Genomic DNA, 23,347 nt, shown 5'->3' with positions numbered 1-23,347 from the left:
CGCCAAGCCCCCGGCCCCCGCCCCCTCTATCCCCCGAACAGCACCGCCTGGGCCGCTTCGCGGGCCGCCAGGCGGGCGCCCGCCAGGACGGCCGGGTCGCCGAGGGTGGTGGCGCGGATCTCCGTGGGAACCGGGGTCAGCTTCGCCAGGCGGTCGGCGACGCGGGCGGCCAGGGCGGGGCCGCCCGCGCGGCCGAGTTCTCCGGCCAGGACGACGCATCCCGGGTCGAGCAGGGCGGCGGCTGCGGCCGCGCCCAGGGCGAGGCGTTCGGCCAGGGCTTCGAGGAAGGTCTCGCCCGCGGCTCCGGCGACGGCCTGTTCGGCGGTGCCCTGGAAGCCGTGTTCGTGTGCCAGCGCGGTGACGGCGTCCCGGCCGACCAGGGCGTGGAAGCCGCCCGCGCAGTCGGCGGCCGAGGGCAGGCCGCCGGTGCCGGGCACGGGGAGGAAGCCGATCTCGCCGGCGCCGCCGGAGGCGCCGCGACGCAGCCGGCCGTCCAGCACCACGGCGGCGCCCACTCCGGCGCCGAGCCACAGCAGGACGAAGGAGTCCAGGTCACGGGCGGCGCCGAGACGCTGTTCGGCGAGGGCGGCCAGGTTGGTCTCGTTCTCGACGGCGACGGTGGCGGGCAGGGTGCGCTGCAGGCCGGTCACCAGGTCGCGGTGCCAGGCGGGCAGGCCGATGGTGTCGCGGAGTTCGCCGGTGGCGGGGGTGACCAGGCCCGGGGCGCCGACGACGACGGTGTGCAGTGGGGCGGCGCCCGCCTCGTGGGCGGTGCGCAGGAGTGCTGCGACCGCGTCCTCGGGGGCTCCGACGGGGAGGGCGGCTTCGGCGAGGGGGTGGCCGAGCAGGTCGGTGACGACGGCGGTGACGCGGTCGGTGCGGACGTCGAGGGCGGCGAGGTGGGCGCGGCGGGCGACGATGCCGTAGAGCTTGGCGTTGGGGCCGCGGCGCTGTTCGCCGGATTCGCCGACGACCTCGATGAGGCCGGCTTCGGTGAGCCGGTCGACGAGGTCGGCGACGGAGGGGCGGGAGAGGCCGGTCCTGGTCTTGAGCTGGGTGGCCGTCAGCGGTCCGGCGTCCTGGAGGAGGTGCAGGGCGAGGCGGTCGTTGATGGCCCGGGCCGTGCTGGGTGAGGCGGGGGACGGTACCGGGGCGGTCGCTTCAGTCACGGCGCCCATCCTAGGGAGTCGGGGCCAGTATCTATCAGGCAGGGTCCCTGATAGTTTATGCGCCATGACCGGGGACACCGACCTCAGCCCGGCGCGCCTGCGCCATGCCCGCTTCGCCATCGCCGCCGTCTTCTGCGCCCACGGAGCCGTCACGGGCTCCTTCGCCACGCGCATCCCCTGGATCCAGGACCACGCCGGGCTCGGCGCGGGCACCCTCGGGCTGGCGCTCGCCTTCCCCGCCCTGGGCGCAGCGCTGGCGATGCCGCTGGCCGGGCGGATCAACCACCGTTTCGGAGCCCGTACGGCGCTGCGCGGTTTGCTAACGATGTGGACCCTTTCGCTCATCCTTCCGAGCCTCGCCCCGAACCTGCCCGTCCTGTGCGCGGCGCTCTTCGTCTACGGGGCGACGGCGGGCATGTCGGACGTGGCGATGAACGCGCTGGGCGTGGAGACGGAGAACCGGCTGGGCCGTTCGATCATGTCCTCCCTGCACGGCATGTGGAGCGTGGGCGCGCTGCTGGGGTCGGCCGCCGGTACGGTCGCCGCGCACGCCGGGACCGATGCCCGGCTGCACCACGTGGTCGCCGCGCTGGTGCTGACCGCGGGCGGGCTGGTCGCCGTACGGGGCGTGCTGGACCTGCGCGGCGACGCGGAGGCGCCGGCGCCGCCGCACTTCGCGCTGCCGCCCCGGTCCGCGCTGCTGATCGGTGCGATCGGTTTCTGTGCGGTGTTCGCCGAGGGGGCGAGCCTGGACTGGTCGGCGGTCTACCTCCGGGACGTCCTGGACGCGGACGCGGGCCTCGCGGCGGCCTCCACCACCGCCTTCGCGCTGACCATGGCCGTGGCCCGGCTCGTCGGCGACCGGGTGGTGGACCGTTTCGGACCGGTGCGCACGGTCCGCGCGGGCGGCGTGCTGGCCACGCTCGGCGGTCTGCTCGTGGTCGGGGTCCGGCATCCGGCGGGGGCGCTGGCGGGCTTCGGGCTGCTCGGTCTGGGTATCGCGGTGGTGGTGCCGCTGGCCTTCGCCGCGGCGGGGCGCAGCGGCCCGAATCCGGCGCAGGCGATCGCGGGCGTCGCGACGATCACGTACACCTCGGGGCTGATCGCGCCGTCGGCGATCGGCGCGGTGGCGGACGCGACCTCGCTGGTGGTGTCGTTCGGGCTGGTGACCGTGCTGGCGTTCGCGCTGGTGGTGGGTGCTTCGGTACTGCGTCCGAAGCCGCCGGCGGCGCCGTCCGGGGGCTCGTCCGCCGGGAAGGCCGGTCCGGCCGATCGGCACGAACCTGCCGATACCCGGCCGTAATATGTCGACGGGCCGCAGCGGCACCCCGTGCGCTGCGGCTTCGATGTGTGCGCGGCCGCTGCCGTGCTCGTCCGGACGACGGTGACCGGTAGGACCGGGAAGTGGAGTGGAACATGGGCCTCGGCGTGGGCTGGACCCTGCACGGTGACGGGCGGACCCCCGCCCCCGGCGCGGTGGTCCGGCCGCAGGAGCGGCTGTCGTGGCCGCGGACCGCCGGGCTGGGTGCCCAGCACGTCGTGGCGATGTTCGGTGCGAGTTTCGTCGCGCCGGTCCTGATGGGCCTGGATCCGAACCTGGCGATCATGATGTCGGGCATCGCGACGGTGGTCTTCCTGCTCGCGACGCGCGGCCGGGTGCCCTCGTACCTGGGCTGTTCGCTGTCTTTCGTGGGTGTGGCGGCGGCGATCCGGGCCGGCGGAGGGGACAGCGCGGTCGTCACGGGTGCCGTGTTCGTCGTCGGCGTGGCCCTGTTCCTGGCCGGTCTGGCGGTGCAGCGGTTCGGCGCCCGCATCATCCACACGGCAATGCCGCCGGTCGTGACGGGCGCGGTGGTGATGCTGATCGGCTTCAACCTGGCGCCGGTGACGGCGTCGACGTACTGGCCGCAGGACCAGTGGACGGCGCTGCTGACCATGGCGTTCACCGGGTTCGCCGTGGTCTGTCTGCGCGGTTTCTGGTCGCGCATCGCGATCTTCCTGGGCCTGGTCTTCGGGTACGCGCTCTCCTGGCTCTCCGACCTGCTCTTCGGGAAGATCCACTCGACGGTGGGCGGGGAGGCCGCGGTGGACCACTGGCGGCTGGACCTCTCCGCGGTCGCGAAGGCCGACTGGATCGGGCTGCCGTCCTTCCACGGGCCGTCCTTCGAGTGGTCGGCGATCCTGGTCGCGCTGCCCGTGGTGATCGCGCTGATCGCCGAGAACGCCGGTCACATCAAGGCGGTGGGCGAGATGACCGGCGACCCCCTGGACGACAAGCTGGGGACGGCCATCGCCGCGGACGGCGCCGCGTCGATGCTGTCCACGGCCGTCGGCGGCCCGCCCAACACCACGTACTCCGAGAACATCGGTGTCATGGCGGCCACCCGGGTCTACTCCACGGCGGCCTACTGGGCGGCGGCGGGCTTCGCGCTGCTCTTCGGCCTGTGCCCGAAGTTCGGTGCGGTCGTCGCCGCGATCCCGGGCGGCGTCCTGGGCGGCATCACCGTGATCCTGTACGGCATGATCGGCCTGCTCGGCGCCCAGATCTGGATCAACGGCCGGGTGGACCTGCGCAACCCTCTGAACCTGGTGCCCGCCGCCGCGGGCATCATCATCGGCGTGGGCGGCGTGAAGCTGCAGATCACCGACAGCTTCGAGCTGGGCGGCATCGCACTGGGCACCATCGTGGTGATCGGCGGCTACCATGCGCTGCGCGCCCTCGCTCCCGCGCACCTCACGGCACAGCAGCCGCTGCTGGATGCGGGGACCTCGGGGTACGACGACGGGGATGAGCAGGACAAGCCCCGTTGACGGGGTTTCGCCCGAACCGGGGAAGCGTACGGCCAAGTTCCCCGGATCCGCGTCGCCGCCTGCGACTCTGCCTCCCATGGAAGCGGTGCTGGCGCGGATGCGCGCCCTGGAGGAGCGGCTCCCGCCGCAGGACGGTGTCGCCGTCTTCAACCGGGTCTACCTGGCGGTGACGGAGACCCTGCACCATCGCATCGAGCGCGGCGGGTTCCCGGCGCCGCGGCGGGCGGCGACCCTGAGCGTGCGGTTCGCGGAACGGTACCTGACGGCGGTGGAGGCGGAACGGGCCCCGGCCTGCTGGCGCCCGCTGCTGCAGTACCGGCGCCACCCCGGGATCCGGCCGCTCCAGCACGCGCTGGCCGGGATCAACGCGCACATCGGCCACGACCTGGCGCTCGCCGTGGTGGCCACGTGCGGGGAGCTGGACTGCGAACCGCGGGCTCTGGAGGCGGACTTCGACCGGGTCGGCGACACGCTGGTCTCGTTGGAGGAGCACATCCGGGAGGACCTGATGCCCGGCCCGGACCTGCTGGAGATCGCCGACCCGCTGACCCACCTGGTGGGCTCGTGGAGCCTGGAGCGCGCCCGCGCCGGGGCCTGGTCGGCGGCCCGGCTGCTGTGGACGCTGCGCCGGGCGCCGGACCTGGCCGAGGAGTTCACCGACTCCCTGGACGCGGGCGTGGGCCTGGTCGGCCGCTGCCTGCTGACCCCGCGGGGCTGACCCGGGGCGCGGACTCCCTGCGGGCCCGGGCCGGTGCGGCCGCTGTCAGGGCCCCGGCCGATACGTTCCGGCCATGACGACACTTCTCCTCGACGGCGGGCCGGTTGCCCAGGACGCCCCGGTCAGCCGGACCGGCGGCGTGCCGCTGGGTCCCGCCGCGATGGTCTGGCCCGTGTGCCGCCCGTGTGCGCGCCCGCTGCAGTTCCTCGCCCGGATCGTGCTCGACGCGGGTGTGCTCGCCTTGTTCATGTGCGCGAACCGGCCCGGCGAGTGCGAGCAGTGGAGCCCGTCCGCGGGCGGGAACCTGGCCCTGCTGCTGCCCGCCGGGGGGCTGGTGCCCGTACCGGTGCCGCGCGGTGCGGATCCGGAGGTTCTGGGGTTGGGCGCCGTACGGGCGGCCGTGCCCGCGGGGGCCGCGGCCGACGGGCGGGCGGTGCTGGGCTCGCTCGGCGGAAAACCGGACTGGCTCCAGTACGACGAGACCCCCGACTGCCCCGCGTGCGCACGGCCGATGGGCTTCGTGGCGGGCCTGGAGGAGGGCCCGGACCCGGTCACCGCCATGAACTTCGGCGCGGGGCGGGCCTACGCCCACGTGTGCGGGGGGTGTGGCCGCGCGGCGCTGCTGTGGCAGTGCTGAGCGACCGCGGCCGGACCCCGCACATGAGAACGGGCCGCCGGCCCGCGTGCTGACGGCGCGGGGCGGCGGCCCGTGATCGGGGGCCGGGGGTCAGTCCTCCGGCAGTTCGACCGGGGCGATCTCGTCGTAGACGTCGCCGGGGCCTGGGTTGGTGGAGTCGGTGGAACCGCCCAGGTGGTGCATGACGCCCCAGACGGCGTTCAGGGCGGTCTGGACCGCGCCCTCGGCCCAGCCGGCCGTCCAGGAGATGTCGTCGCCCGCGAGGAAGATGCCGCGCTTGTCCTCGGGGAGGCGGTCCTGCATGAAGTGGGTGTAGAGGCGGCGCTGGTAGCGGTAGTGGCCGGGGAGGTTGGCCTTGAACGCGCCCATGAAGTAGGGCTCGTCCTCCCAGGAGACGGTGACCGGGTTGCCGATGATGTGGCGGCGGATGTCGACCTTGGGGTAGATCTCGCCGAGGGACTTCAGCATGACCTCCATCCGCTCGTTCGCGGACAGCGGCAGCCACTTGAGGCTGTCGTCGCACCAGGTGTACGAGAGGCAGATGACGGCGGGCTTGTCCGGGCCGTTGTCGAGGAGGTACGTGCCGCGGGTCATGCGGTCGGTGAGCGTCATCGACATGACGTCGCGGCCGGTCTCCTCGTCCTTGTCCAGCCAGAACGGCCGGTCGACGGGGACGAACAGCTTGGACGACTCCATGTAGTGGGTGCGCTCGATCGCCGTCCAGTGGTCGATCGGGAACAGCGTGTCGTCGCACTCGATCTTCGACAGGAGCATCCAGGACTGCGCGGTGAAGATCGCGGCGCGGTAGGTGCGGATGTCGCCGGAGGAGTCGGTGACGGTGATGCGGTTGCCGGCGGTGCGGTGCAGCCGGGTCACGGCGGGGCGGGGGGTGCCGCCGTGGAGGGAGGACAGGGAGGTGCCCGGGGCCCAGTGGACGATCTTCTCGGGCTCGCGCTCCCACAGGCGCAGCGGGAGCTGCTGGGAGCCGCCGACGATGCCGCGGTGGTGGTCGTCGGCCTCGGTGTAGACGACGCGCAGGATCTCCAGGATGGAGTTCGGGAAGTCGGTGTCCCAGCCGCCGGTGCCGAAGCCGACCTGGCCGAAGATCTCGCGCTTGCGGAAGGACTTGAACGCCTCGGACTTGCAGAGGAAGCCGTAGAAGGTCTCGTCGTCGAGCTTCTCGACGAGCTTGGCCCAGATCTCGCGGATGCGCGGGACGTCCCGCTCGCGCATCGCGGTGTTCATGTCGGAGAAGTCGGCGCCCTCTTCGAGGCAGGCGTTCCAGGCCTCGGCGACGTCGCGGTAGACCTGCGGGAGGTCTGCGATGGTCTCGGCGTAGTGCGTCTCGCCCTTGAGGTCCACGACCGTGGAGGGGGTGGCCTCGGCGAGCGGGTTCGGGAAGGGCTCCGTGACGAGGCCGACGAGGTCGATGTAGTGCTGGAGGGCCGTGGAGGAGGGCGGGAAGCGCATGGCGCCCATCTCGGCGGTGAGGCCCTCGGTCTCGGCGCCCTCGAAGCCGACGGTGCGCAGTCGGCCGCCGATCTGGTCGGCCTCGTAGACGACGGGCTTGAGGCCCATCTTCATGAGCTCGTAGGCCGAGATGATGCCGGAGAGTCCGCCGCCGATGACGGCGACCTCGGTGCCGAACTCGGTCGCGGGTATCTGGCCGAGGCCTGCCGGGTGGGCGAGGAAGTCGTCGTAGGCGTACGGGAAGTCCGGACCGAACATGGTGATCGGCGGCTGACCGTCGCTGTGCGGGACGGCGGTGGTGGGCACCGTGGACGTCATGGGGTGCGACTCCTTGCGGGCAGGGCTCGGGGGGTGGAGCGGTGGGGGCGGGGTGCGGCGGGGTGCTGGTGGGGGTCAGACGAGCGAGGCGTACAGCCCGGGCCGGCGGTCGCGCAGGTAGGGGTTGTTCTCGCGCGAGGCGCTGAGCAGCTCGGGGTCGACCTCGCCGAGCACCATCTCCTCGCCGCGGCCGGCGCGGGTGCGGGTGGTGCCGTCGGGGCTCGCCAGGCAGCTGAGGCCGACGAACTCGAACTCGCCCTCGGGGCCGGTGCGGTTGACGTACGCGATGTACATCTGGTTCTCGAAGGCCCGGACGGGGACGAGGTGCTCGGCGACGAACTGGAAGGGGTGCATCTGGGCGGTCGGCACGAGGAGGAGGTCGGTGCCGGCGAGTGCGTGGGCGCGGACGTTCTCGGGGAACTCCACGTCGTAGCAGATCATGATGCCGATGCGGATGCCGCCGAGGTCGGCCTGGACGACGGGGGTGTCGCCGGGGGTGAAGGCGTCCTGCTCGAAGCAGCCGAAGAGGTGGGTCTTGCGGTAGTTCGCGAGACGGGCGCCGTCGGGGCCGATGAGCTGGGCGGAGTTGTAGACCGTCTCGCCGTCGCGCTCGGGGTAGCCGTAGAGGACCGCGACTCCGTGGCGGCGGGCGATCTCGCCGACGGTGCGGGCGCTGTCGCCGTCGCGGGTCTCGGCGAGGCCGGGTACGGCGTCGAGGTCGAGCGCGTAGCCGGTGAGGAACATCTCGGAGGTGACCAGCAGCCCGGACCCCGCCTGGGCGGCGCGCTCGGCGGCCTCGTCGAGAGCCTTGAGGTTCGCGGCGACGTCGCCGAGGACTCCGGAGCTCTGGAGGAGGGCGGTGCGCAGCGGGGGCATGGGCGTACCTCTGTGGCAGGAGGGGTGGGTGCGGTCCTATGAACGGTACGTTTCGCTGTCCAGGCGCAACAAGACGCCGATGTTGCGCGCTGGTGTGCGATTCGTTGCGCGTTGAGGGCCCGTAGCGGCGATTCGTTGCGCGGTGCGCCGCCCGGGGCCGCTCACTCGGCGGTCCTGCACAGCAGGGAGGGCGGTGAAACCCCAGGTGGCACGGCGTCCGCGGTCGGTTCCTCGCGGGTGCCGAGGTGACCGTACACCGCGGTACGGCCGGCCGCTGTGACCTGGTCGACGAGGTCGGGCAGGTCGGGGAGGGCGCACGGGGCCGCCGGGGTTTCGTCACGCCTGCGGGAAGAGGATCGTGGGTGGTGCACCGTCCGGCGTCGGCGCCGGCGGACACCCGTCCCGGGAGGCTCGTCATGCGCAAGGTCATGGACTGCAGGGACTACCCCAGTGAGACGAACTGCACCCTCGCGATCTCGGGCGAGGAGGAAGAGGTCGTGGCGGCGGCGGCCCAGCACGCCGCGTCCGTGCACGGACACGAGGACACGGCGGAGTTCCGGACTTCGCTGCGCGGCATGCTGAAGGACGAGGCCCCGCAGCACGCCTGAGGCCCACCCGTGCGGCGGAGGCCGCCCGCTGCGGGGACCGCCTACGCCGGGGCGCCCGAGGTGAAGCGGCGCAGGAGCGGGGAGAGGACCAGGACGGACTTCGTGCGCTCCACGAAGGGCTCGCCCGCGATGCGTTCCAGGACCCGCTCGAAGTGCCGCATGTCGGAGGCGAAGATCTGGACGAGGGCGTCCGCGTCACCGGTGACGGTCGACGCGGACACCACCTCGGGGTACCGCTCCAGGCCTCGCCGGATGTCGTCCGGCGAGGTGTTGTGGCGACAGTAGATCTCGATGAAGCCCTCGGTCTCCCAGCCCATGGCGGCAGGGTCGACGCGGACGGTGAATCCGGTGATGGCGCCTTCGGCGCGCAGCCGGTCCACGCGCCGCTTGACGGCGGGGGCGGAGAGCCCGACCTCGGAGCCGATGTCCGCGTAGGAGCGTCGGGCGTCCTCGGCGAGGGCGTGCACGATGCGTTCGTCGAGATCGTTCAGTCGCACGGGGGGTGAATCACTTCTGTTCAGCGACCTCCGCGGCCGGAGCGGCCACGTCGGCCACAGTGGCCAGGCTGGAGCGGCGCATGCCGTAGAAGAAGTAGATCACGAGCCCGACCGCCATCCAGCCACCGAAGCACAGCCACGTGGCCATCGGCAGCTCGATCATGAGGTAGGCGCAGAAGAGGAAGCCCAGGATCGGGGTGACCGGGAAGAGGGCGACCTTGAAGGTGCGGGGCATGTCGGGGCGGGTGCGGCGCAGGATGAGGACGGCCACGTTGACCAGGCCGAAGGCGAAGAGCGTGCCGATGCTGGTGGCGTTGGCCAGTTCACCCAGCGGGATGAACGCGGCGAGCAGTCCGCAGAAGAGGCAGACGATGATCGTGTTGATCTTCGGGGTGCCGGTCTTCTCGTCGACCTTGGCGAAGGCCTTGGGCATCAGGCCGTCGCGGGACATGGCGAAGAGGATGCGGGTCTGGCCGTAGAGGACCGCGAAGACGACGCTGGCGATGGCGACGACCGCGCCGGCGGCCAGGATGACGCTCCAGAAGGAGTGGCCGGTGACGTCCTGCATGATCTGGGCCAGGGCGGCCTCGCTGCCCTCGAACTCCTGCCACGGCATGGCACCGACGGCGACCAGGGCGACGAGGCAGTAGATCACGGTGACGATCAGCAGCGACAGCATGATCGCGCGGGGCAGGTCCTTCTTCGGGTTCTTGGCTTCCTCACCGGCGGTGGAGGCCGCGTCGAAGCCGATGTACGAGAAGAACAGCATGGAGGCGGCGGTGCTGATGGCGGTGACGCCGAGCGGCGCCAGCGGGGTGTAGTTGCCCGCCTTGATGCCCATGAAGCCGATGACGATGAACAGGGCCAGCGTCACGATCTTGACGGCGACCATGATCGTGTTGATCCGGGCGCTCTCCTTGGCCCCGCGGAGCAGGAAGACCATGCACAGCAGCACGACGACGAGGGCGGGCAGGTTGATGTAGCCGCCCTCGCCCAGGGGGGCGGAGAAGCCCTCGGGGATGGTGAAGCCGAGGGTGCCGTCGAGCAGCTCGTTGAGGTACTGGCCCCAGCCGACGGCGACGGCCGCGACCGAGACGCCGTACTCCAGCACCAGGCACCAGCCGCAGACCCAGGCTATGAGCTCGCCCATGGTGGCGTAGGCGTAGGAGTACGAGGATCCGGAGACGGGGATGGAGCCCGCGAGCTCGGCGTAGGAGAGCGCCGAGAACAGCGCCGTCAGGCCCGCGACGATGAAGGCGATGAAGACGGCGGGGCCGGCGATCGGGGTGGCTTCGCCGAGGACGACGAAGATGCCGGTCCCCAGGGTCGCCCCGATGCTGATCATGGTCAGCTGCCACATGGTGAGCGAACGCTTGAGCGCGCCGCCCTCGCCCTGGCCGCCCTCGGCGACCAGCTGCTCGACCGGCTTGCGGCGGAGCAGCGGATGGGCGGGCCTGCGGGACTCGGGAGCGAGCGGTGGCGCCTGGCCGTGGTCGAGCACGAGGGGACTCCTTGTCACTGCGGATCGGAGAGGTCGGGGATGAGGCGTCGACCGCGGCGGTCCGGAGCAGGACAGGGCCCGAAGGGGGAAGGGCCTGACACGGGGGACCGCCGAGCAGGCGATCCGCGCCACTCCACGTACAGCGAGTGAGCCTACGAGCTGAGCGATACCGCCCGTAATGGACCATCCTTGCACATTGGCGCACGATCATTGCGCGGATCCGTCACTGACAGTCGTTTGTTGCGTAGGGATGATCGATCGCTGCGCAGACCTCCGAAGCGGCCTTTATTGACACCTCGTCAGATGTGCCGCACTGTGCCGCCCCGGGTCCGGACCGCCGCGGCGCCGCGACACCGGCGTCGGACGGCGGTGGAAAACGGCTCCGCGCGGGGTACTGCTGAACGCGGTGGCACGGGGGTGGCGGGGCAGACGCCCGGGGGGATCGGGGTCGGCGAGGTGTTCCCGAATCCGACGATCGGAGACGAAACGATGAGCGCACCGGTGCATGACGAGGACAGACCCGGAGCCGGGCAGGAGACGGAGGGGTGGCCGGGCCCGTCGCGGGGCGCGGGGCGGCACGCGGGGCGGGACGGGCTCCCCGCGGTGCGCCGGGAAGCCGGGGCCGCCCCCCGGCGGGAGGCCGGGGACGGGGCGTCGCGGGACGCCGGGCCCGGTGCTCGGCAGGACGCCGGGCCCGGCCCCTGGCAGGATCCGCAGCCCTTCCTGCGCGGGGTCGCCTGGCTGGACAGGGGCCGGCCGGTGCGTGCCGACCCGGCGGACACGATGCGGCTGCCCTGGGACACCGGTGAGCGGGCCACCCTGCCCATCGGGGTCCGGCTGGAGTTCACCACGGAGACCGCGCGGGCCGTGGAGATCCGCTACCGGGCCACGGTGCCCGGGCCCACGGACGCCCTGCGCGACCTCGCGCACGGCTTCGCCCTGTGGGACCGGCACGGGATGGTCACCGAGGTGTTCACCGACCCGGCCGCGGAGGCCGTCGTACGCATCGATCTCGGCCCCGGCCCGTTCCACGGCCCCTTCACCCTCCACCCGCCCGAGAACCAGTCCCCGGTGGTCCTCGGCCTGCGCGGGATCGGCGGCGCCCTCTCCCCCGCACCGCCCGCGCCGCGCTGGGTGGTGCACGGCGACTCCATCACCGAGGGCTGGTGGTCCACCCGGCCCGCCCACGGCTGGCCCGCCGTCGCCGGCCGGGCCCTCGGCTGGGACACCGTCAACCTCGGCTACGCGGGTGCCGCGCGCGGTGAGCTGGCCACCGCGGAACAGCTCGCGGGCCTGCCCGCGGACGCCCTCACCCTCGCCTTCGGCACCAACTGCTGGTCCCGCGTGCCGTTTACGGCGCCCCTGCTGTACGAGACCACGCGCGCGTTCCTCGAACTGGTCCGCCAGGGGCATCCGCGGACCCCCCTGCTGCTGGTCTCCCCCGTCCTGCGGCCCGACGCCGAACGGACCCCGAACCGGCTCGGCGCCACCCTCGGTGCCCTGCGCGACGCCATGGAGCGGGCCACCCGCGACCGGATCGCCGCCGGGGACGACCGGCTCGCCGTCCTCCCGGGCCGTGACCTGCTCGGACCCGAGCACCTCGCGGACGGGCTGCACCCCAACGACGCCGGACACCAGGTGCTCGGCCTCGCTGTGGCCACGGCCCTGCGGCGCGCCGGGTTCGGCGCGGGCTGAGTGAAACAGCCCACACCGCACGCGGTGAACAGATCCCGTCCAACGGGGCGTGTCCTGTGCACAGTTGCCGCCGCTGGGGGCGACGGCACGACAGACACGATGTGGGAGAGATCACCATGGGCATGAAGCGCGCATCCACCTTCGCCGCGGCCGCCGCAGCCGTCGTCCTGGCGACGGGCGCCTGCGGCCCGTCGGACTACAACGCCTCGGACACGGCGCAGCCCGCCGGAGCCGCCGCGGACGCCGCCGCTCCGGCGGCCGCCGGCCCGGGCAACCAGCCCGGCGGCCAGTTGGCGGCGTCCACCACCGAGCAGCTCGGCCCCGTCCTCACCGACAGCGCGGGCCTGACCCTCTACCGCTTCGACAAGGACACCGCGAAGCCCCCGAAGTCGAACTGCGAGGGGGACTGCGCGAAGACCTGGCCGGTGGTTGCGGCCGGTGACGTGACCGCCGCCGCGGGCATGGACCCGGCGCTGCTCGGCGAGGTGGTGCGCGGCGACGGCACGAAGCAGCTGACGGTGGCGGGCTGGCCCGTGTACCGCTTCAACAAGGACGCCAAGCCCGGCGACGTCAAGGGGCAGGGTGTCGGCGGGGTGTGGTTCGCGTTCGGCCCGGACGGCAAGAAGGCGGCGAAGGGCGCCCCGGCCGAGGCCGATCCGGCCCCCGCCGCCTCCGCCGCTCCGGCCGAGACGGCGCCCCCGGCGCAAGCGGCGCCCTCCCCCGCGGCGCCCTCCCAGGCGGCCCCCGCCACCCCGGCGCCCGGCCTCTCCGTGGCGAAGAACCCCAAGCTGGGCGAGCACATCGTCGACGGCAAGGGCATGACCGTGTACCGCTTCAAGAAGGACTCCGCCTGGCCGATGGTCTCGAACTGCGTCGGCGACTGCCTGGCCAAGTGGCCGGTGGTGCCCCCGGTGGACAAGGCGAACGCCAAGGGCATCACGGAGAAGAACTACCTCGTCCTGGACCGCCCGGACGGCCAGAAGCAGCAGACCGTCGACTGCTGGCCCGTCTACACCTTCGCGGGCGACCAGAAGCCCGGCGACACCAACGGACAGGGCGTGGGCGGCACCTGGTACGCCGTCTCCCCCGACGGCAAGCTGATCACCGTCCAGTAACCCGCCCCACCCCGGCCCCCCACCACGGTCGCGCGGCCCCTGCCCCACCTCCCCCCGGGCAGGGGCCGCGCCCCTTTGCCGTCCCCCGGGCCGCGCGGACACGCCATAGACTCGGCGCCATGCTGCGCGTGCTCGCTGTCGACGACGAGAAGCCGCTCCTGGAGGAACTCCTCTACCTGCTGCGCTCGGACCCCCGGGTCCTCAGCGCGGAGGGCGCCTCGGACGCCACCGGGGCCCTGCGCCGTGTCACGCGGGCGCTGGAGTCCGGCCCGGACGGACCCGACGGCATCGACGTGGTGTTCCTCGACATCCACATGGCCGGTCTGACCGGGCTGGACATCGCCCGGCTGCTGGCCGGGTTCGCGCGGCCGCCGCTGATCGTGTTCGTCACCGCCCACGAGGGTTTCGCCGTTCAGGCCTTCGACCTCAAGGCCGTGGACTACGTGCTCAAACCGGTGCGTCCGGAGCGGCTGGCCGAGGCCGTGCGGCGGGCCTGCGCCCAGCTGGGCCGGGCCGAGGAGCTCCCGGCGGCCGCCGCGGCGACCTCCGGCCCGCCGCCCGCGACCGCCCCGCCCCGGCCCTACCCGCAGGCCGCGGCGGACCGCGGCCCGGAGCAGATCGCCGTCGAACTGGGCGGGGTCACCCGCTTCGTGGCCATCGCCGACATCGCCTACGTCGAGGCGCAGGGCGACTACGCGCGGCTGCACACCGACGAGGGCAGCCACCTGGTGCGGATCCCGCTGTCCACGCTGGAGGAGCGGTGGGCGGCGCGCGGGTTCGTGCGGATCCACCGCCGTCACCTCGTGGCGCTGGCCCGGATCGACGAGCTGCAGCTGGATTCGGGCGCCACCACGGTCCGGGTGGGGACGGCGGAACTCCAGGTGAGCCGCCGGCACGCACGGGAGGTGCGCGACCTGCTGATGCGGCACGCGACCGGCTGAGAACCGGTCGGCGCGGCCCGCCTCAGGGCCCCGGCCGGTGACCGTCGGGCGCGGGCGGGTGCCGTTCACCGCAGCGGGCAGGACGTACGGCGACCCGCGGGAGCCGCCTGCCGCACCGGCGGGGGGAACGGCCCGCCGGCGCCGTCACCGCTGCGTATTGTGGATCTTCCCGGTGCGGGAGGAGCGCGATGTCGGAGGTCCAGGCGCTGGTCGACACCCTGAGCGGGCTGCCGCGGAGGCAGCCGGCGGGGCCCGCCGAGGCCGAGGCCCTGCTCGCCCTGCTGCGCAGCGCGGCCGCCCGCTGGGCGGACATCCTGTACGAGGCCGGGGAGGGCGTCCGCGACCAGGTGCCGCCGCGTGCGGAGGCGGCGCTGACGCTGGCGTTCCGGCGTGCGGAGGAGTCGTACGTGGAGCTGGAGATTGCCCTGCGCGACTGCGCCGACCACCGTGACCCGGCCGTGTGAGGGCGTCGGGCCCGCACGGTCCGAATCGCGCCTGTCGCCCGGTCGGGGGCGTGCGTAGACTCCGGTCAGCCCGCCCTCCGGCCGAAGGACCGCCCCGGTGAACCAGACGTACGCGCTGACCGCGGTCGCCGTCGTCGTCCTGGTCACGCTGCTGCTGGGCGCCCTGGGCCTGCGGATGTCCAGGACCACGTCCGACTTCTATGTGGCGTCGCGCACGGTGGGGCCGCGGCTGAACGCGGCGGCCATCAGCGGGGAGTACCTCTCGGCGGCGTCGTTCCTCGGAGTGGCGGGGCTGGTGCTGCTGCAGGGGCCGGGGATGCTGTGGTACCCGGTGGGCTACACGGCGGGGTACGTGGTGCTGCTGGTGCTGGTGGCGGCCCCGCTGCGGCGCTCGGGCGCGTACACACTGCCCGACTTCGCGGAGGCGCGGCTGGAGTCCCGGGGGGTGCGGCGCATCGCGGTGCTGTTCGTGGTCGGGGTGGGCTGGCTGTACCTGCTGCCGCAGCTGCAGGGGGCCGGGCTGACGCTGGAGATCCTCACCGGGGCGCCGCACTGGGCGGGCGGGCTGGTGGTCGCCTGTGCGGTGAGTGTGGCGGTGGCCTCCGGGGGGATGCGCAGCGTCACCTTCGTCCAGGCCTTCCAGTACTGGCTCAAGCTGACCGCGCTCCTGGTCCCGGCGTTCTTCCTGGTCGCGGCGTGGGCCGGGGACGGAGCGCCGCGGGCGACCTTCGACGCGCCTGCGGTCTTCCGGGAGCGTACGTCGGTGACGCTCGCGCAGGACGTGCGGCTGTCGGTGAAGGAGCCGCTCGCGGTGACGGTGACCGGGCAGGTGGACGGGCGCAGCCATGTGGCGGTGCCGCTGGTGCTGTCACCGGGCGAGCACGTCGTACGGGCCCGCGCACGGCTGGAGTTCGCCCCGGACACGCCGGTGCCGGACGCCCGGGAGGAGCCGGGGGCGGGGGTGGGCACGTGGTCGGAGCCGCCGTCCGGGGAGCTGCGGGAGTACCGGCTGTACGCCACGTACGGGCTGATCCTGGCGACGTTCCTCGGGACGATGGGGCTGCCGCACGTGGCGGTGCGGTTCTACACCAGTCCGCACGGGCGGGCGGCGCGTCGGACGACGCTGGTGGTGCTCGGGCTGGTCGGGGTCTTCTACCTGCTGCCGCCGGTCTACGGCGCGCTGGGCCGGATCTACGCGCCGGAGCTGGCGCTGACGGGCGACGCGGACGCGGCGGTGCTGGTGCTGCCCGAGCGGATGCTGGGCGGGCTGTTGGGCGAGTTGCTGGGGGCGCTGCTGGCGGGGGGTGCTTTCGCGGCGTTCCTGTCGACGGCGTCGGGGCTGACCATGGCGGTGGCCGGGGTGCTGCACCAGGACGTGCTGCCGGCGCGCGGGGTGCGCAGTTTCCGGTCGGCGGCGCTGGTGGCGATCCTGGTGCCGCTGGCCGGGAGCGTGGCCGCGACGGAGGTGCCGGTGGCGGATGCGGTGGGGCTGGCGTTCGCCGTGTCGGCGTCGTCGTTCTGCCCGCTGCTGGTGCTGGGCATCTGGTGGCGGGGGTTGACTCCGCCGGGTGCGGTCGCCGGTCTGGTCGTCGGCGGCGGGGCGGCGTTGAGCGCGGTGCTGGCGACGCGGGCCGGGCTGGCGCCGTCGGGGTGGGCGCACACGGTGCTGGCGTGGCCGGCGGTGTGGTCGGTGCCGCTCGGGTTCCTGACGATGGTGGTGGTGTCGCTGGCGACCCGGTCCCGGATCCCGGCCGGGACGGCGGCCACGCTGGCGCGGCTGCACCTGCCGGAGGTCGTGGCCGGGGAGCGGGCGGGGGGCCGGCGGTGACCGGGGCGTACCAGGTCCTGCTCGCGGTGGCGGCGGCCGCGGTGATGCTCGGTGCCGGCTGGGTGGCGGGCCGCTGGCACGCGCGCCGCGGGGAGCGCCTGGCGGGTCTGGACCTGGGGACTCCGGTGGAGCGGGCCACCTTCCACACGCTGCACACGGCTTCGTTGGCGGCTCCTCCGCTGCGGGCCGGGTTGACGCAGGACGCGGCCCGCAAGGCGGCCCGGCGGCTGCGGTCGCTGCTGGGGACGGAGGCGCTGTGCCTGACGGACCGGGAGGCGGTGCTGGCGTGGGACGGGCCGGGCGCCGACCACCATGAGCGGCGGGCGATGGCCCGGGTGCGGATGATGCTGGAGTCGGAGCGCAGCCAGAGCGTGCGGACGGAGTGCCAGCGGCCGGACTGTCCGCTGAAGTGGGCCGTGTTCGCGCCGCTGACCGGGGAGGACGGGGTGCTGGGCGCGCTGGTGGCGTACGGGTCGCGGGAGTCGGCGGTGCTGGTGCGGGCGGCGACGGAGGTGGCGCGGTGGGTGTCGGTGCAGCTGGAGCTGTCGGAGCTGGACCGTTCGAGGACGCGGCTGATGGAGGCGGAGATCAAGGCGCTGCGGGCGCAGATCTCCCCGCACTTCATCTTCAACTCGCTCGCGGCGATCGCCTCGTTCGTGCGGACGGATCCGGAGCGGGCGCGTGAACTACTGCTGGAGTTCGCGGACTTCACGCGGTACTCCTTCCGGCGGCACGGGGACTTCACGACGCTGGCGGAGGAGTTGCGGTCCATCCAGCAGTACCTGGCGCTGGCGGGGGCCCGGTTCGGTGACCGGTTGAAGGTGACGTTGCAGGTGGCGCCGGAGGTGCTGCCGGTGGCGCTGCCGTTTTTGTGTCTGCAGCCGCTGGTGGAGAACGCGGTGAAGCACGGGCTGGAGGACTCCACCCGGGAGTGCCGGATCACGATCACGGCGCAGGACGCGGGCCCCGACGCGGTGATCACCGTGGAGGACAACGGGGTCGGGATGGATCCGGCGCTGCTGCGGCGGATCCTGGCCGGTGAGGGCGGGGTCTCCGCGTCGGGGGTGGGGCTGCCGAACGTCGACGAGCGGATCCGGCAGGTGTACGGGGACGCGTACGGTCCGGTGATGGAGACGGGGATCGGTGTCGGCATGAAGGTGACCGTGCGGATCCCCAAGTACCGTGCGGGCGTGCACAGTTCCCCGGCGGGACCGGTGCCGCCGGCCGGGCCGTGAACGCCCGTGGCCCCCTGGGGGTCCCGTCCGTGGTGGTGGACGGGGCCCGGGGGCCACGGGGACGCGCGTGCGGGCCGGGACTGGTTCCGGCCGCGCCGGGGACTAGTTCCAGCTGGCGTGCAGCGGCTTGCCCTCGGCGTAGCCGGCGGCGGACTGGATGCCGACCACGGCCTTCTCCTCGAACTCGGCGAGGGAGCCGGCTCCGGCGTAGGTGCAGGAGGAGCGGACACCCGCGATGATCGAGTCGATCAGGTCCTCGACGCCCGGGCGGGACGGGTCGAGGAACATGCGCGAGGTGGAGATGCCCTCCTCGAACAGGCCCTTGCGGGCGCGGTCGTAGGCCGACTCCTCGCTCGTGCGGTTCTGGACCGCGCGGGCGGAGGCCATGCCGAAGGACTCCTTGTAGAGGCGGCCCTCGGCGGACTGCTGCAGGTCGCCCGGGGACTCGTACGTGCCGGCGAACCAGGAGCCGATCATGACGTTGGAGGCGCCGGCGGCCAGGGCCATCGCCACGTCGCGCGGGTGGCGCACGCCGCCGTCGGCCCAGACGTGCTTGCCGTACTTCTTGGCCTCGGCCGCGCACTCCAGGACGGCGGAGAACTGCGGGCGGCCCACACCGGTCATCATGCGGGTGGTGCACATGGCGCCGGGGCCCACGCCGACCTTGATGATGTCGGCTCCGGCGTCGATGAGGTCCTTGACGCCCTCCGCGGCGACGATGTTGCCGGCGACGATGGGGACCTGCGGGTCCAGGGCGCGGACGGCCTTGATCGCGTTGATCATTGACTCCTGGTGGCCGTGCGCCGTGTCGATGACGAGCGTGTCGACGCCCGCGTCGAGCAGCTGCTTGGCCTTGCCCACGAAGTCGCCGTTGATGCCGATGGCGGCCGCGATGCGCAGCTTGCCGTTCGCGTCGGTGGCGGGGGTGTACAGGGTCGCGCGCAGGGCACCCTTGCGGGTGAGGATGCCGACGAGCTTCCCGTCCTTGTCGACGGCGGGGGCCAGCTTGCGGTGGCCTGCGTCGAGGGTGGTGAAGGCCTCGCGGGGGTCGATGTCGGCGTCGATGAGCAGCAGCTCCTTCGACATGACCTCGGAGAGCTGGGTGAAGCGGTCGACGCCGGTCAGGTCGTGCTCGGTGACGACGCCGACCGGGCGGCCCTCGCCGTCGACGACGACGCCGGCGCCGTGGGCCCGCTTGGGCAGCAGGGACAGTGCGTCGGCGACGGTCTGGGTGGGCGCCAGGGTGATCGGGGTGTCGAGCACGAGGTGGCGGGTCTTCACCCAGGAGATGACGTCGGTGACGACCTCGATGGGAATGTCCTGGGGGATGACGACGAGGCCGCCGCGGCGGGCGACGGTCTCGGCCATCCGGCGGCCGGCGATCGCGGTCATGTTCGCCACGACCAGGGGAATGGTGGTACCGGTGCCGTCGGGCGAGGAGAGGTCGACGGCCTGGCGGGAACCGACCGCGGAGCGGCTCGGCACCATGAACACATCGTCGTACGTCAGGTCGTACGGCGGCTTCAGGTCATTGAGGAAACGCACGTGCTGAACATCCCAGTCAATCGGAGGTGCCTCGACAGGGTGCAGCCGAGGAAACGCACGTACTTCATTCTCCCACGACCCGGCCTTCATGCCGCCCGGGCCGAACGTCCAAGGCACTGCCTGCCGTGTGGTGGTTTCCTACGGGACCGAAGTCCCGCGGGGTGCGGCGGGCCGTTGCCCCCGCACGGGCAGGATGCACCGGCCGGGGCCACAGTGGAAGGGTACGGACGGGCCCCGGCGTGTCCGGGCCGAGCAGGGTGGAGGAGCCATGGCGGCGACGACGCGCGACGAGGCACCCGTCGCGGTGGCGGGTGACGGGCTGGAGGTGCGGGTGCAGGAGATCGGCGGCGACCTCAGCGTCGGCTTCTTCCGGCTCCCGCAGGGCACCGACTTCACGGAGGCGCTCAAGGGGCTGCCCGGGGACATGTGCCCGTGCCCGCACTGGGGCTATCTCCTCAAGGGCCGGCTGCTGATGCGGACCGGGGAGGGGGAGCAGGTGTACGAGGCGGGGCAGGCCTTCTACTGGGGTCCGGGGCACGTGCCCGTGGCGCTCGCCGACACGGAGTACGTCGACTTCTCCCCGACCGCCGAATTCCACCGCGTCGTGGAGCACGTCAGGGGCGGAGCCGGCTGAGGGCGGCCGTACGGCCCGGAGCGGGCGCCGGTCTGCGGTGGATGGGGGCGCCGCCGCCGGTGAGCGGGAGCGCCGATCCGCCGTGCCGGACGGCGGTGAACTCAGCGGCGATGGCCAGGGCGGTCTCCTCGGGGGTGGCGCCACCCAGGTCGAGGCCGATGGGTGAGCGCAGCCGGGCCAGGGCGGAGTCCGCCACCCCTTCCGCGCGCAGGCGTCTGTCCCGTTCGGCGTGGGTGCGCCGGGAGCCCATGGCGCCCACATAGCCCAGCGGCAGCCGGAGGGCCAGCTCCAGGAGCGGTACGTCGAACTTGGCGTCGTGGGTGAGGACGCAGACGGCGGTACGCGTGTCCAGCCTGCCCGCGTCCCACTGGGCGGCCAGGTGCCGGTGGGGCCAGTCCACGACGACCTCGTCGGCGTCGGGGAAGCGGGCCGGGGTGGCGAAGACGGGCCGGGCGTCGCACACGGTGACGCGGTGGCCCAGGAAGGCGCCGATCCGGGCCAGGGCGGCGGCGAAGTCGATGGCACCGTAGACGATCAGCCGGGGCGGTGCGGCGGCGGACTCGACGAGGAGGGTCAGGGGCTCTCCGCAGAGCCCGTCGGCGGCGGCGAGCTCGGTGGTGCCGGTGCGTCCGGCCAGGAGCAGGGCGCGGGCCCGTCCGGCGGCGGCCCGGTCGAGGTCGGGGCCGCCGGCGAGCCCGCCCTGGTGGGAGCCGTCGGCGTGCACGGCAAGGGCCCGGCCGAGCTGGCGCGGCGGGCCGGAGACGACGCGGGCGAGCGCGGCCCGGGTCCCGGCGGCGGCGGCGTCGAGGACGGAGCCGAGGACGGGGCGGACCGGGTCGCCGCCGCGCACCGGGGTGATGAGGACGTCGAGGACACCGCCGCAGGTCAGGCCGACGGCGAAGGCGTCGTCGTCGCTGTATCCGAAGCGGTGCAGGCCGCCCCGGCCGGAGGAGATCGCCTCCAGGCACAGGGCGTGGGCGGCGGATTCCACGCAGCCCCCGGAGAGGGAGCCGAGCGCGGTGCCCCGCTCGTCGACGGCGAGTGAGGCGCCGGGGCCGCGGGGGGCGCTGCCGGTGACGGCGACCACGGTGGCCAGCGCGAAGTCGCGGCGTCCGGCGCACCACGCGCGGAGCTCGTCGGCGATGTCGAGCATCAGCGGATGTATTCGCGGCGGGGAGTCGGTCCGGGCACGTGCGGGTGGGGCGGCAGCACGGCCGGGGTGGCCGGGCGGGCTGCGGCGGGCCGGGGTCCGAGGGCGGCCGGGCGGGGGAGGGGGGGGGGGCGCGCGGGGCCGGGGTGGCGGTCGCGGGCGTGCGGGCGGGAGCCGAGGAGCTTCGCGGCGTGCGCGACGCTCGCCAGGGTGGCGTGGTGGTGCCAGCCGCGGAAGGAGCGGCCTTCGAAGTCGCGGATGCCGACGGGTTCGCAGGTCTCGGTGAAGTCCAGGGAGACCCGGTCGGTGAGTTTGGCGAGCAGGAAGAGCTGGGCGAGCGGCCGGTCGCCGATGTTGGTGATCCAGAACTCGGAGGGCAGCAGGGCCGCTTCGGTCCAGGCGCCGACGAGCAGCAGCGGGGTGGGCGCGGCGGTGGCCGGGCGGTCCTCGCAGGGGGTGGCGACGATGGGAGCCGAGGTCAGCAGGGTCACCGCTCCTTCGGCCCGGCCGTGCCGGGTCCATTCGACGACGCGGCGCTGGGAGCGCAGGGAGTCGATGAGTTCGCGGGCGGGGGCGGTGTGCGGGCCGGGCTTGTGCCGGCCCGCACCGCCGAAGGAGACGGGCAGCGAGCCGTCGACCTTGAAGACGAAGGGGATGTCCTGGAGGGCGAAGGAGTCGATGCTCTGCGGCAGGTCGCCGTTGGCGACCTCCATCACGACGGGTCGGCGCTGCAGTTGCCAGGTGGCGGCCATCCGCTGGACGGCGTGGACGGCGTCCTGGGCGGGGGTGAGGGAGCGGGCCGTGTCCGGGATGCCGGCCCGTCGGCGGCGCATGAGTTCGCTGGTCCAGGGTCCGGGCAGGGTGAGGGTCCATTCGACGGGGAAGCTGGCTTCGCTGGAGGCGAGCCAGATCCCGCTCGCCTGCTGGCAGTTGGCGGTGCGGCCGAGCTGGGGGACGAACTGCCGGCCGACGCCGACCGAGCGGTCCCCCGCCTTCTCGATGACCATGGGCTGGAGCACCCAGGCCAGGGGGCGCTGCGCGGTGCGTTCGAGGTGCTGGGCGAGGGAGCGACGTACGGGCGTCCAGTCCCAGGGGGACTTGCTGATGAACTGCTGCAGGCTCTGCTCGACGGAACTCGCTCCGGTTCCGGCGATGTTACGGATTGTTTTCTTCCCGTTGGTCCGCACGAGGCCGTTCAGATAAACGCGGGCCCAGTTTCGCTGGTCCCGCCGGGGTAAGGACTCGAAGAGAAGAGAGATCATGTCGTCGATCAATTCGGAGACTTCCTCGACGGAATCCTCCGGCAGGACTGCGCGAGCCATCCGGGCCTCCCCCGCGACCAGCTGGATCCAATACCCTACTTGACCGCCCAGAACGGCCGTAGGCCCCTGCGGCTACTTCCTGAGGTCGCTGGCAGATTCGAGCCGCTCTTCCTCTACCACGAGTGGGATGGGGATCTGGTTCGCCGCATAGTAGATCGCGATCAGGAAGTGCGCGACGAGCGTGAGCGGCGCGGAGAAGAAGGCCAGGAGCACCGTGCAGGGGTAGGCGATGGCACCGAGGCCGAAGCGCACCCTGGTGGCCCGTGCGCCGTCCTTGTCCACCTGTTCGTGGAAGAGGTGCCCGATCCGGGTGACGTACCACCAGAAGAGCAGGAACGCCAAGGCGTAGGCCACCGTGACGAGGCTGTAGAGGACGGCTGCGGGGTTGGCGGAGCCGCCCGCGGTGAGGTGCTCGGCGAGCACGTTGGTGGTGTACGGGATCACCGATACCACCATCAGCACCAGGAGGTTCAGGAACAGCAGCGGACGGTCGACCCTCTTGAGGTGCCTGAAGATGGTGTGGTGGTTCACCCACATCACTCCGATGATGAGGAAGCTCACCACATAGGCGGCGTAATGCGGCCATTGTTCGCGGACTCCGTGCCAGAAGGCCGACCCGGTTTCTTCCGGAACCTTTAATTCCAGGACGAGGATCGTAATGATGATGGCGAATACGCCGTCACTGAATGCCTCGACCCGCCCGGTTTCATTTTCCATGACCTCCCCTTTACCGTTTCCTGAACCCCACCGTGGGGCCGGGCATACGGGGAAGGCGCGTTCACCCACCCTCCCCGCACACGCTACCCAGATTTC

General features: G+C 73.0%; 21 protein-coding genes. 12 read left to right on the top strand and 9 right to left on the bottom strand.

Annotated elements, in window-relative coordinates; all coding sequences use genetic code 11:
• Nucleotides 1-26: 26 nt before the first annotated feature.
• The gene (locus tag IF89_RS0120355; protein ID WP_030769869.1) at nt 27-1,169 is read right to left on the bottom strand and encodes an ROK family transcriptional regulator; all 1,143 of its coding nucleotides are present in this window, start codon (nt 1,167-1,169) and stop codon (nt 27-29) included.
• Between the two features lie 64 nt (nt 1,170-1,233).
• Here IF89_RS0120355 and IF89_RS0120350 point away from each other — a divergent pair, with 64 nt between their 5' ends.
• The 4 genes from IF89_RS0120350 to IF89_RS0120335 all read left to right on the top strand — a co-directional run bounded on the left by IF89_RS0120350 (nt 1,234) and on the right by IF89_RS0120335 (nt 5,335).
• On the top strand, nt 1,234-2,472 hold the full coding sequence (locus IF89_RS0120350) for an MFS transporter (RefSeq protein WP_030769864.1): 1,239 nt from the start codon (nt 1,234-1,236) through the stop codon (nt 2,470-2,472).
• Between the two features lie 113 nt (nt 2,473-2,585).
• Complete coding sequence (locus tag IF89_RS0120345) at nt 2,586-3,980, top strand: uracil-xanthine permease family protein (protein ID WP_030769860.1); 1,395 nt, start codon at nt 2,586-2,588, stop codon at nt 3,978-3,980.
• 76 nt (nt 3,981-4,056) lie between these two features.
• On the top strand, nt 4,057-4,698 hold the full coding sequence (locus IF89_RS0120340) for a DUF5995 family protein (RefSeq protein ID WP_030769857.1): 642 nt from the start codon (nt 4,057-4,059) through the stop codon (nt 4,696-4,698).
• A gap of 73 nt (nt 4,699-4,771) precedes the next feature.
• Entirely contained in the window at nt 4,772-5,335 is a 564-nt protein-coding gene (locus tag IF89_RS0120335; RefSeq protein ID WP_030769854.1) for a hypothetical protein, read from the top strand.
• Nucleotides 5,336-5,425: 90 nt separating this feature from the next.
• Here the strand turns inward: IF89_RS0120335 and IF89_RS0120330 are convergent, their stop codons facing one another.
• Together IF89_RS0120330 and IF89_RS0120325 are read right to left on the bottom strand one after the other, a co-directional pair.
• On the bottom strand, nt 5,426-7,123 hold the full coding sequence (locus tag IF89_RS0120330; RefSeq protein WP_030769852.1) for a flavin monoamine oxidase family protein: 1,698 nt from the start codon (nt 7,121-7,123) through the stop codon (nt 5,426-5,428).
• 75 nt (nt 7,124-7,198) lie between these two features.
• Complete coding sequence (locus IF89_RS0120325) at nt 7,199-7,999, bottom strand: carbon-nitrogen hydrolase family protein (RefSeq protein WP_030769848.1); 801 nt, start codon at nt 7,997-7,999, stop codon at nt 7,199-7,201.
• A 416-nt stretch (nt 8,000-8,415) separates the two neighbouring features.
• On the opposite strand from IF89_RS0120325, the gene IF89_RS0120320 reads away from it, so the two are divergent.
• The gene (locus tag IF89_RS0120320; RefSeq protein ID WP_030769845.1) at nt 8,416-8,607 is read left to right on the top strand and encodes a DUF1059 domain-containing protein; all 192 of its coding nucleotides are present in this window, start codon (nt 8,416-8,418) and stop codon (nt 8,605-8,607) included.
• Nucleotides 8,608-8,648: 41 nt separating this feature from the next.
• Here IF89_RS0120320 and IF89_RS0120315 read toward each other — a convergent pair whose 3' ends face one another.
• Both IF89_RS0120315 and IF89_RS0120310 read right to left on the bottom strand, forming a co-directional pair.
• Nucleotides 8,649-9,104 carry an Lrp/AsnC family transcriptional regulator gene (locus IF89_RS0120315; RefSeq protein ID WP_030027017.1) on the bottom strand — a complete coding sequence of 152 codons (456 nt, stop codon included), beginning with the start codon at nt 9,102-9,104 and terminating at the stop codon, nt 8,649-8,651.
• A 10-nt stretch (nt 9,105-9,114) separates the two neighbouring features.
• The gene (locus tag IF89_RS0120310) at nt 9,115-10,605 is read right to left on the bottom strand and encodes an amino acid permease (RefSeq protein ID WP_030769841.1); all 1,491 of its coding nucleotides are present in this window, start codon (nt 10,603-10,605) and stop codon (nt 9,115-9,117) included.
• 489 nt (nt 10,606-11,094) lie between these two features.
• Between IF89_RS0120310 and IF89_RS0120305 the strand changes: the two genes are divergently transcribed.
• From IF89_RS0120305 to IF89_RS0120280, 6 genes are all read left to right on the top strand, one after another.
• A complete protein-coding gene (locus IF89_RS0120305) occupies nt 11,095-12,300 on the top strand; it encodes a GDSL-type esterase/lipase family protein (protein WP_234327820.1) in 1,206 nt (401 codons plus the stop codon).
• Between the two features lie 116 nt (nt 12,301-12,416).
• A complete protein-coding gene (locus IF89_RS0120300) occupies nt 12,417-13,415 on the top strand; it encodes an SCO0930 family lipoprotein (protein ID WP_030769835.1) in 999 nt (332 codons plus the stop codon).
• Nucleotides 13,416-13,534: 119 nt separating this feature from the next.
• Nucleotides 13,535-14,356 carry a LytR/AlgR family response regulator transcription factor gene (locus IF89_RS0120295; protein ID WP_030769832.1) on the top strand — a complete coding sequence of 274 codons (822 nt, stop codon included), beginning with the start codon at nt 13,535-13,537 and terminating at the stop codon, nt 14,354-14,356.
• A 188-nt stretch (nt 14,357-14,544) separates the two neighbouring features.
• On the top strand, nt 14,545-14,820 hold the full coding sequence (locus IF89_RS0120290) for a hypothetical protein (protein WP_030769830.1): 276 nt from the start codon (nt 14,545-14,547) through the stop codon (nt 14,818-14,820).
• Nucleotides 14,821-14,917: 97 nt separating this feature from the next.
• Nucleotides 14,918-16,648 carry a cation acetate symporter gene (locus tag IF89_RS0120285; RefSeq protein ID WP_030769826.1) on the top strand — a complete coding sequence of 577 codons (1,731 nt, stop codon included), beginning with the start codon at nt 14,918-14,920 and terminating at the stop codon, nt 16,646-16,648.
• Nucleotides 16,645-17,883, top strand: coding sequence for a sensor histidine kinase (locus IF89_RS0120280; protein WP_030769823.1), 1,239 nt, complete (start codon nt 16,645-16,647; stop codon nt 17,881-17,883). Before IF89_RS0120285 ends, IF89_RS0120280 begins: the two co-directional genes overlap by 4 nt.
• A gap of 102 nt (nt 17,884-17,985) precedes the next feature.
• Here IF89_RS0120280 and IF89_RS0120275 read toward each other — a convergent pair whose 3' ends face one another.
• A complete protein-coding gene (locus IF89_RS0120275; protein WP_051807322.1) occupies nt 17,986-19,449 on the bottom strand; it encodes a GuaB1 family IMP dehydrogenase-related protein in 1,464 nt (487 codons plus the stop codon).
• 247 nt (nt 19,450-19,696) lie between these two features.
• Between IF89_RS0120275 and IF89_RS0120270 the strand changes: the two genes are divergently transcribed.
• A complete protein-coding gene (locus tag IF89_RS0120270) occupies nt 19,697-20,062 on the top strand; it encodes a hypothetical protein (RefSeq protein WP_030769818.1) in 366 nt (121 codons plus the stop codon).
• On the opposite strand, the gene IF89_RS0120265 is transcribed toward IF89_RS0120270, so the two are convergent.
• From IF89_RS0120265 to IF89_RS0120255, 3 genes are all read right to left on the bottom strand, one after another.
• Entirely contained in the window at nt 20,043-21,215 is a 1,173-nt protein-coding gene (locus IF89_RS0120265; protein WP_030769815.1) for an XdhC family protein, read from the bottom strand. The two genes, IF89_RS0120270 and IF89_RS0120265, sit on opposite strands and share 20 nt — an antisense overlap.
• On the bottom strand, nt 21,215-22,534 hold the full coding sequence (locus IF89_RS49070; RefSeq protein ID WP_051807318.1) for a transposase: 1,320 nt from the start codon (nt 22,532-22,534) through the stop codon (nt 21,215-21,217). The genes IF89_RS0120265 and IF89_RS49070 overlap by 1 nt, the downstream gene beginning before the upstream one ends.
• Before the next feature lie 72 nt (nt 22,535-22,606).
• Nucleotides 22,607-23,251 carry a TMEM175 family protein gene (locus IF89_RS0120255; protein WP_043194170.1) on the bottom strand — a complete coding sequence of 215 codons (645 nt, stop codon included), beginning with the start codon at nt 23,249-23,251 and terminating at the stop codon, nt 22,607-22,609.
• Nucleotides 23,252-23,347 lie beyond the last annotated feature (96 nt).

Origin of the sequence: Streptomyces sp. NRRL F-2664, assembly GCF_000719345.1 — a bacterium.
GTDB lineage: Bacteria > Actinomycetota > Actinomycetes > Streptomycetales > Streptomycetaceae > Streptomyces.
This window is presented reverse-complemented; position numbering and strand designations above follow the sequence as displayed.

Excerpts from the sequence above, each read along its gene's own strand:
- IF89_RS0120330 (WP_030769852.1), bottom strand. The coding sequence starts at position 7,123 with ATGACGTCCACGGTGCCCACCACCGCCGTCCCGCACAGCGACGGTCAG.
- IF89_RS0120350 (WP_030769864.1), top strand. The coding sequence starts at position 1,234 with ATGACCGGGGACACCGACCTCAGCCCGGCGCGCCTGCGCCATGCCCGC.
- IF89_RS0120300 (WP_030769835.1), top strand. The coding sequence starts at position 12,417 with ATGGGCATGAAGCGCGCATCCACCTTCGCCGCGGCCGCCGCAGCCGTC.
- IF89_RS0120320 (WP_030769845.1), top strand. The coding sequence starts at position 8,416 with ATGCGCAAGGTCATGGACTGCAGGGACTACCCCAGTGAGACGAACTGC.
- IF89_RS0120345 (WP_030769860.1), top strand. The coding sequence starts at position 2,586 with ATGGGCCTCGGCGTGGGCTGGACCCTGCACGGTGACGGGCGGACCCCC.
- IF89_RS0120255 (WP_043194170.1), bottom strand. The coding sequence starts at position 23,251 with ATGGAAAATGAAACCGGGCGGGTCGAGGCATTCAGTGACGGCGTATTC.
- IF89_RS0120340 (WP_030769857.1), top strand. The coding sequence starts at position 4,057 with ATGGAAGCGGTGCTGGCGCGGATGCGCGCCCTGGAGGAGCGGCTCCCG.
- IF89_RS0120290 (WP_030769830.1), top strand. The coding sequence starts at position 14,545 with ATGTCGGAGGTCCAGGCGCTGGTCGACACCCTGAGCGGGCTGCCGCGG.
- IF89_RS49070 (WP_051807318.1), bottom strand. The coding sequence starts at position 22,534 with ATGGCTCGCGCAGTCCTGCCGGAGGATTCCGTCGAGGAAGTCTCCGAA.
- IF89_RS0120270 (WP_030769818.1), top strand. The coding sequence starts at position 19,697 with ATGGCGGCGACGACGCGCGACGAGGCACCCGTCGCGGTGGCGGGTGAC.
- IF89_RS0120295 (WP_030769832.1), top strand. The coding sequence starts at position 13,535 with ATGCTGCGCGTGCTCGCTGTCGACGACGAGAAGCCGCTCCTGGAGGAA.
- IF89_RS0120265 (WP_030769815.1), bottom strand. The coding sequence starts at position 21,215 with ATGCTCGACATCGCCGACGAGCTCCGCGCGTGGTGCGCCGGACGCCGC.
- IF89_RS0120305 (WP_234327820.1), top strand. The coding sequence starts at position 11,095 with ATGAGCGCACCGGTGCATGACGAGGACAGACCCGGAGCCGGGCAGGAG.
- IF89_RS0120325 (WP_030769848.1), bottom strand. The coding sequence starts at position 7,999 with ATGCCCCCGCTGCGCACCGCCCTCCTCCAGAGCTCCGGAGTCCTCGGC.
- IF89_RS0120335 (WP_030769854.1), top strand. The coding sequence starts at position 4,772 with ATGACGACACTTCTCCTCGACGGCGGGCCGGTTGCCCAGGACGCCCCG.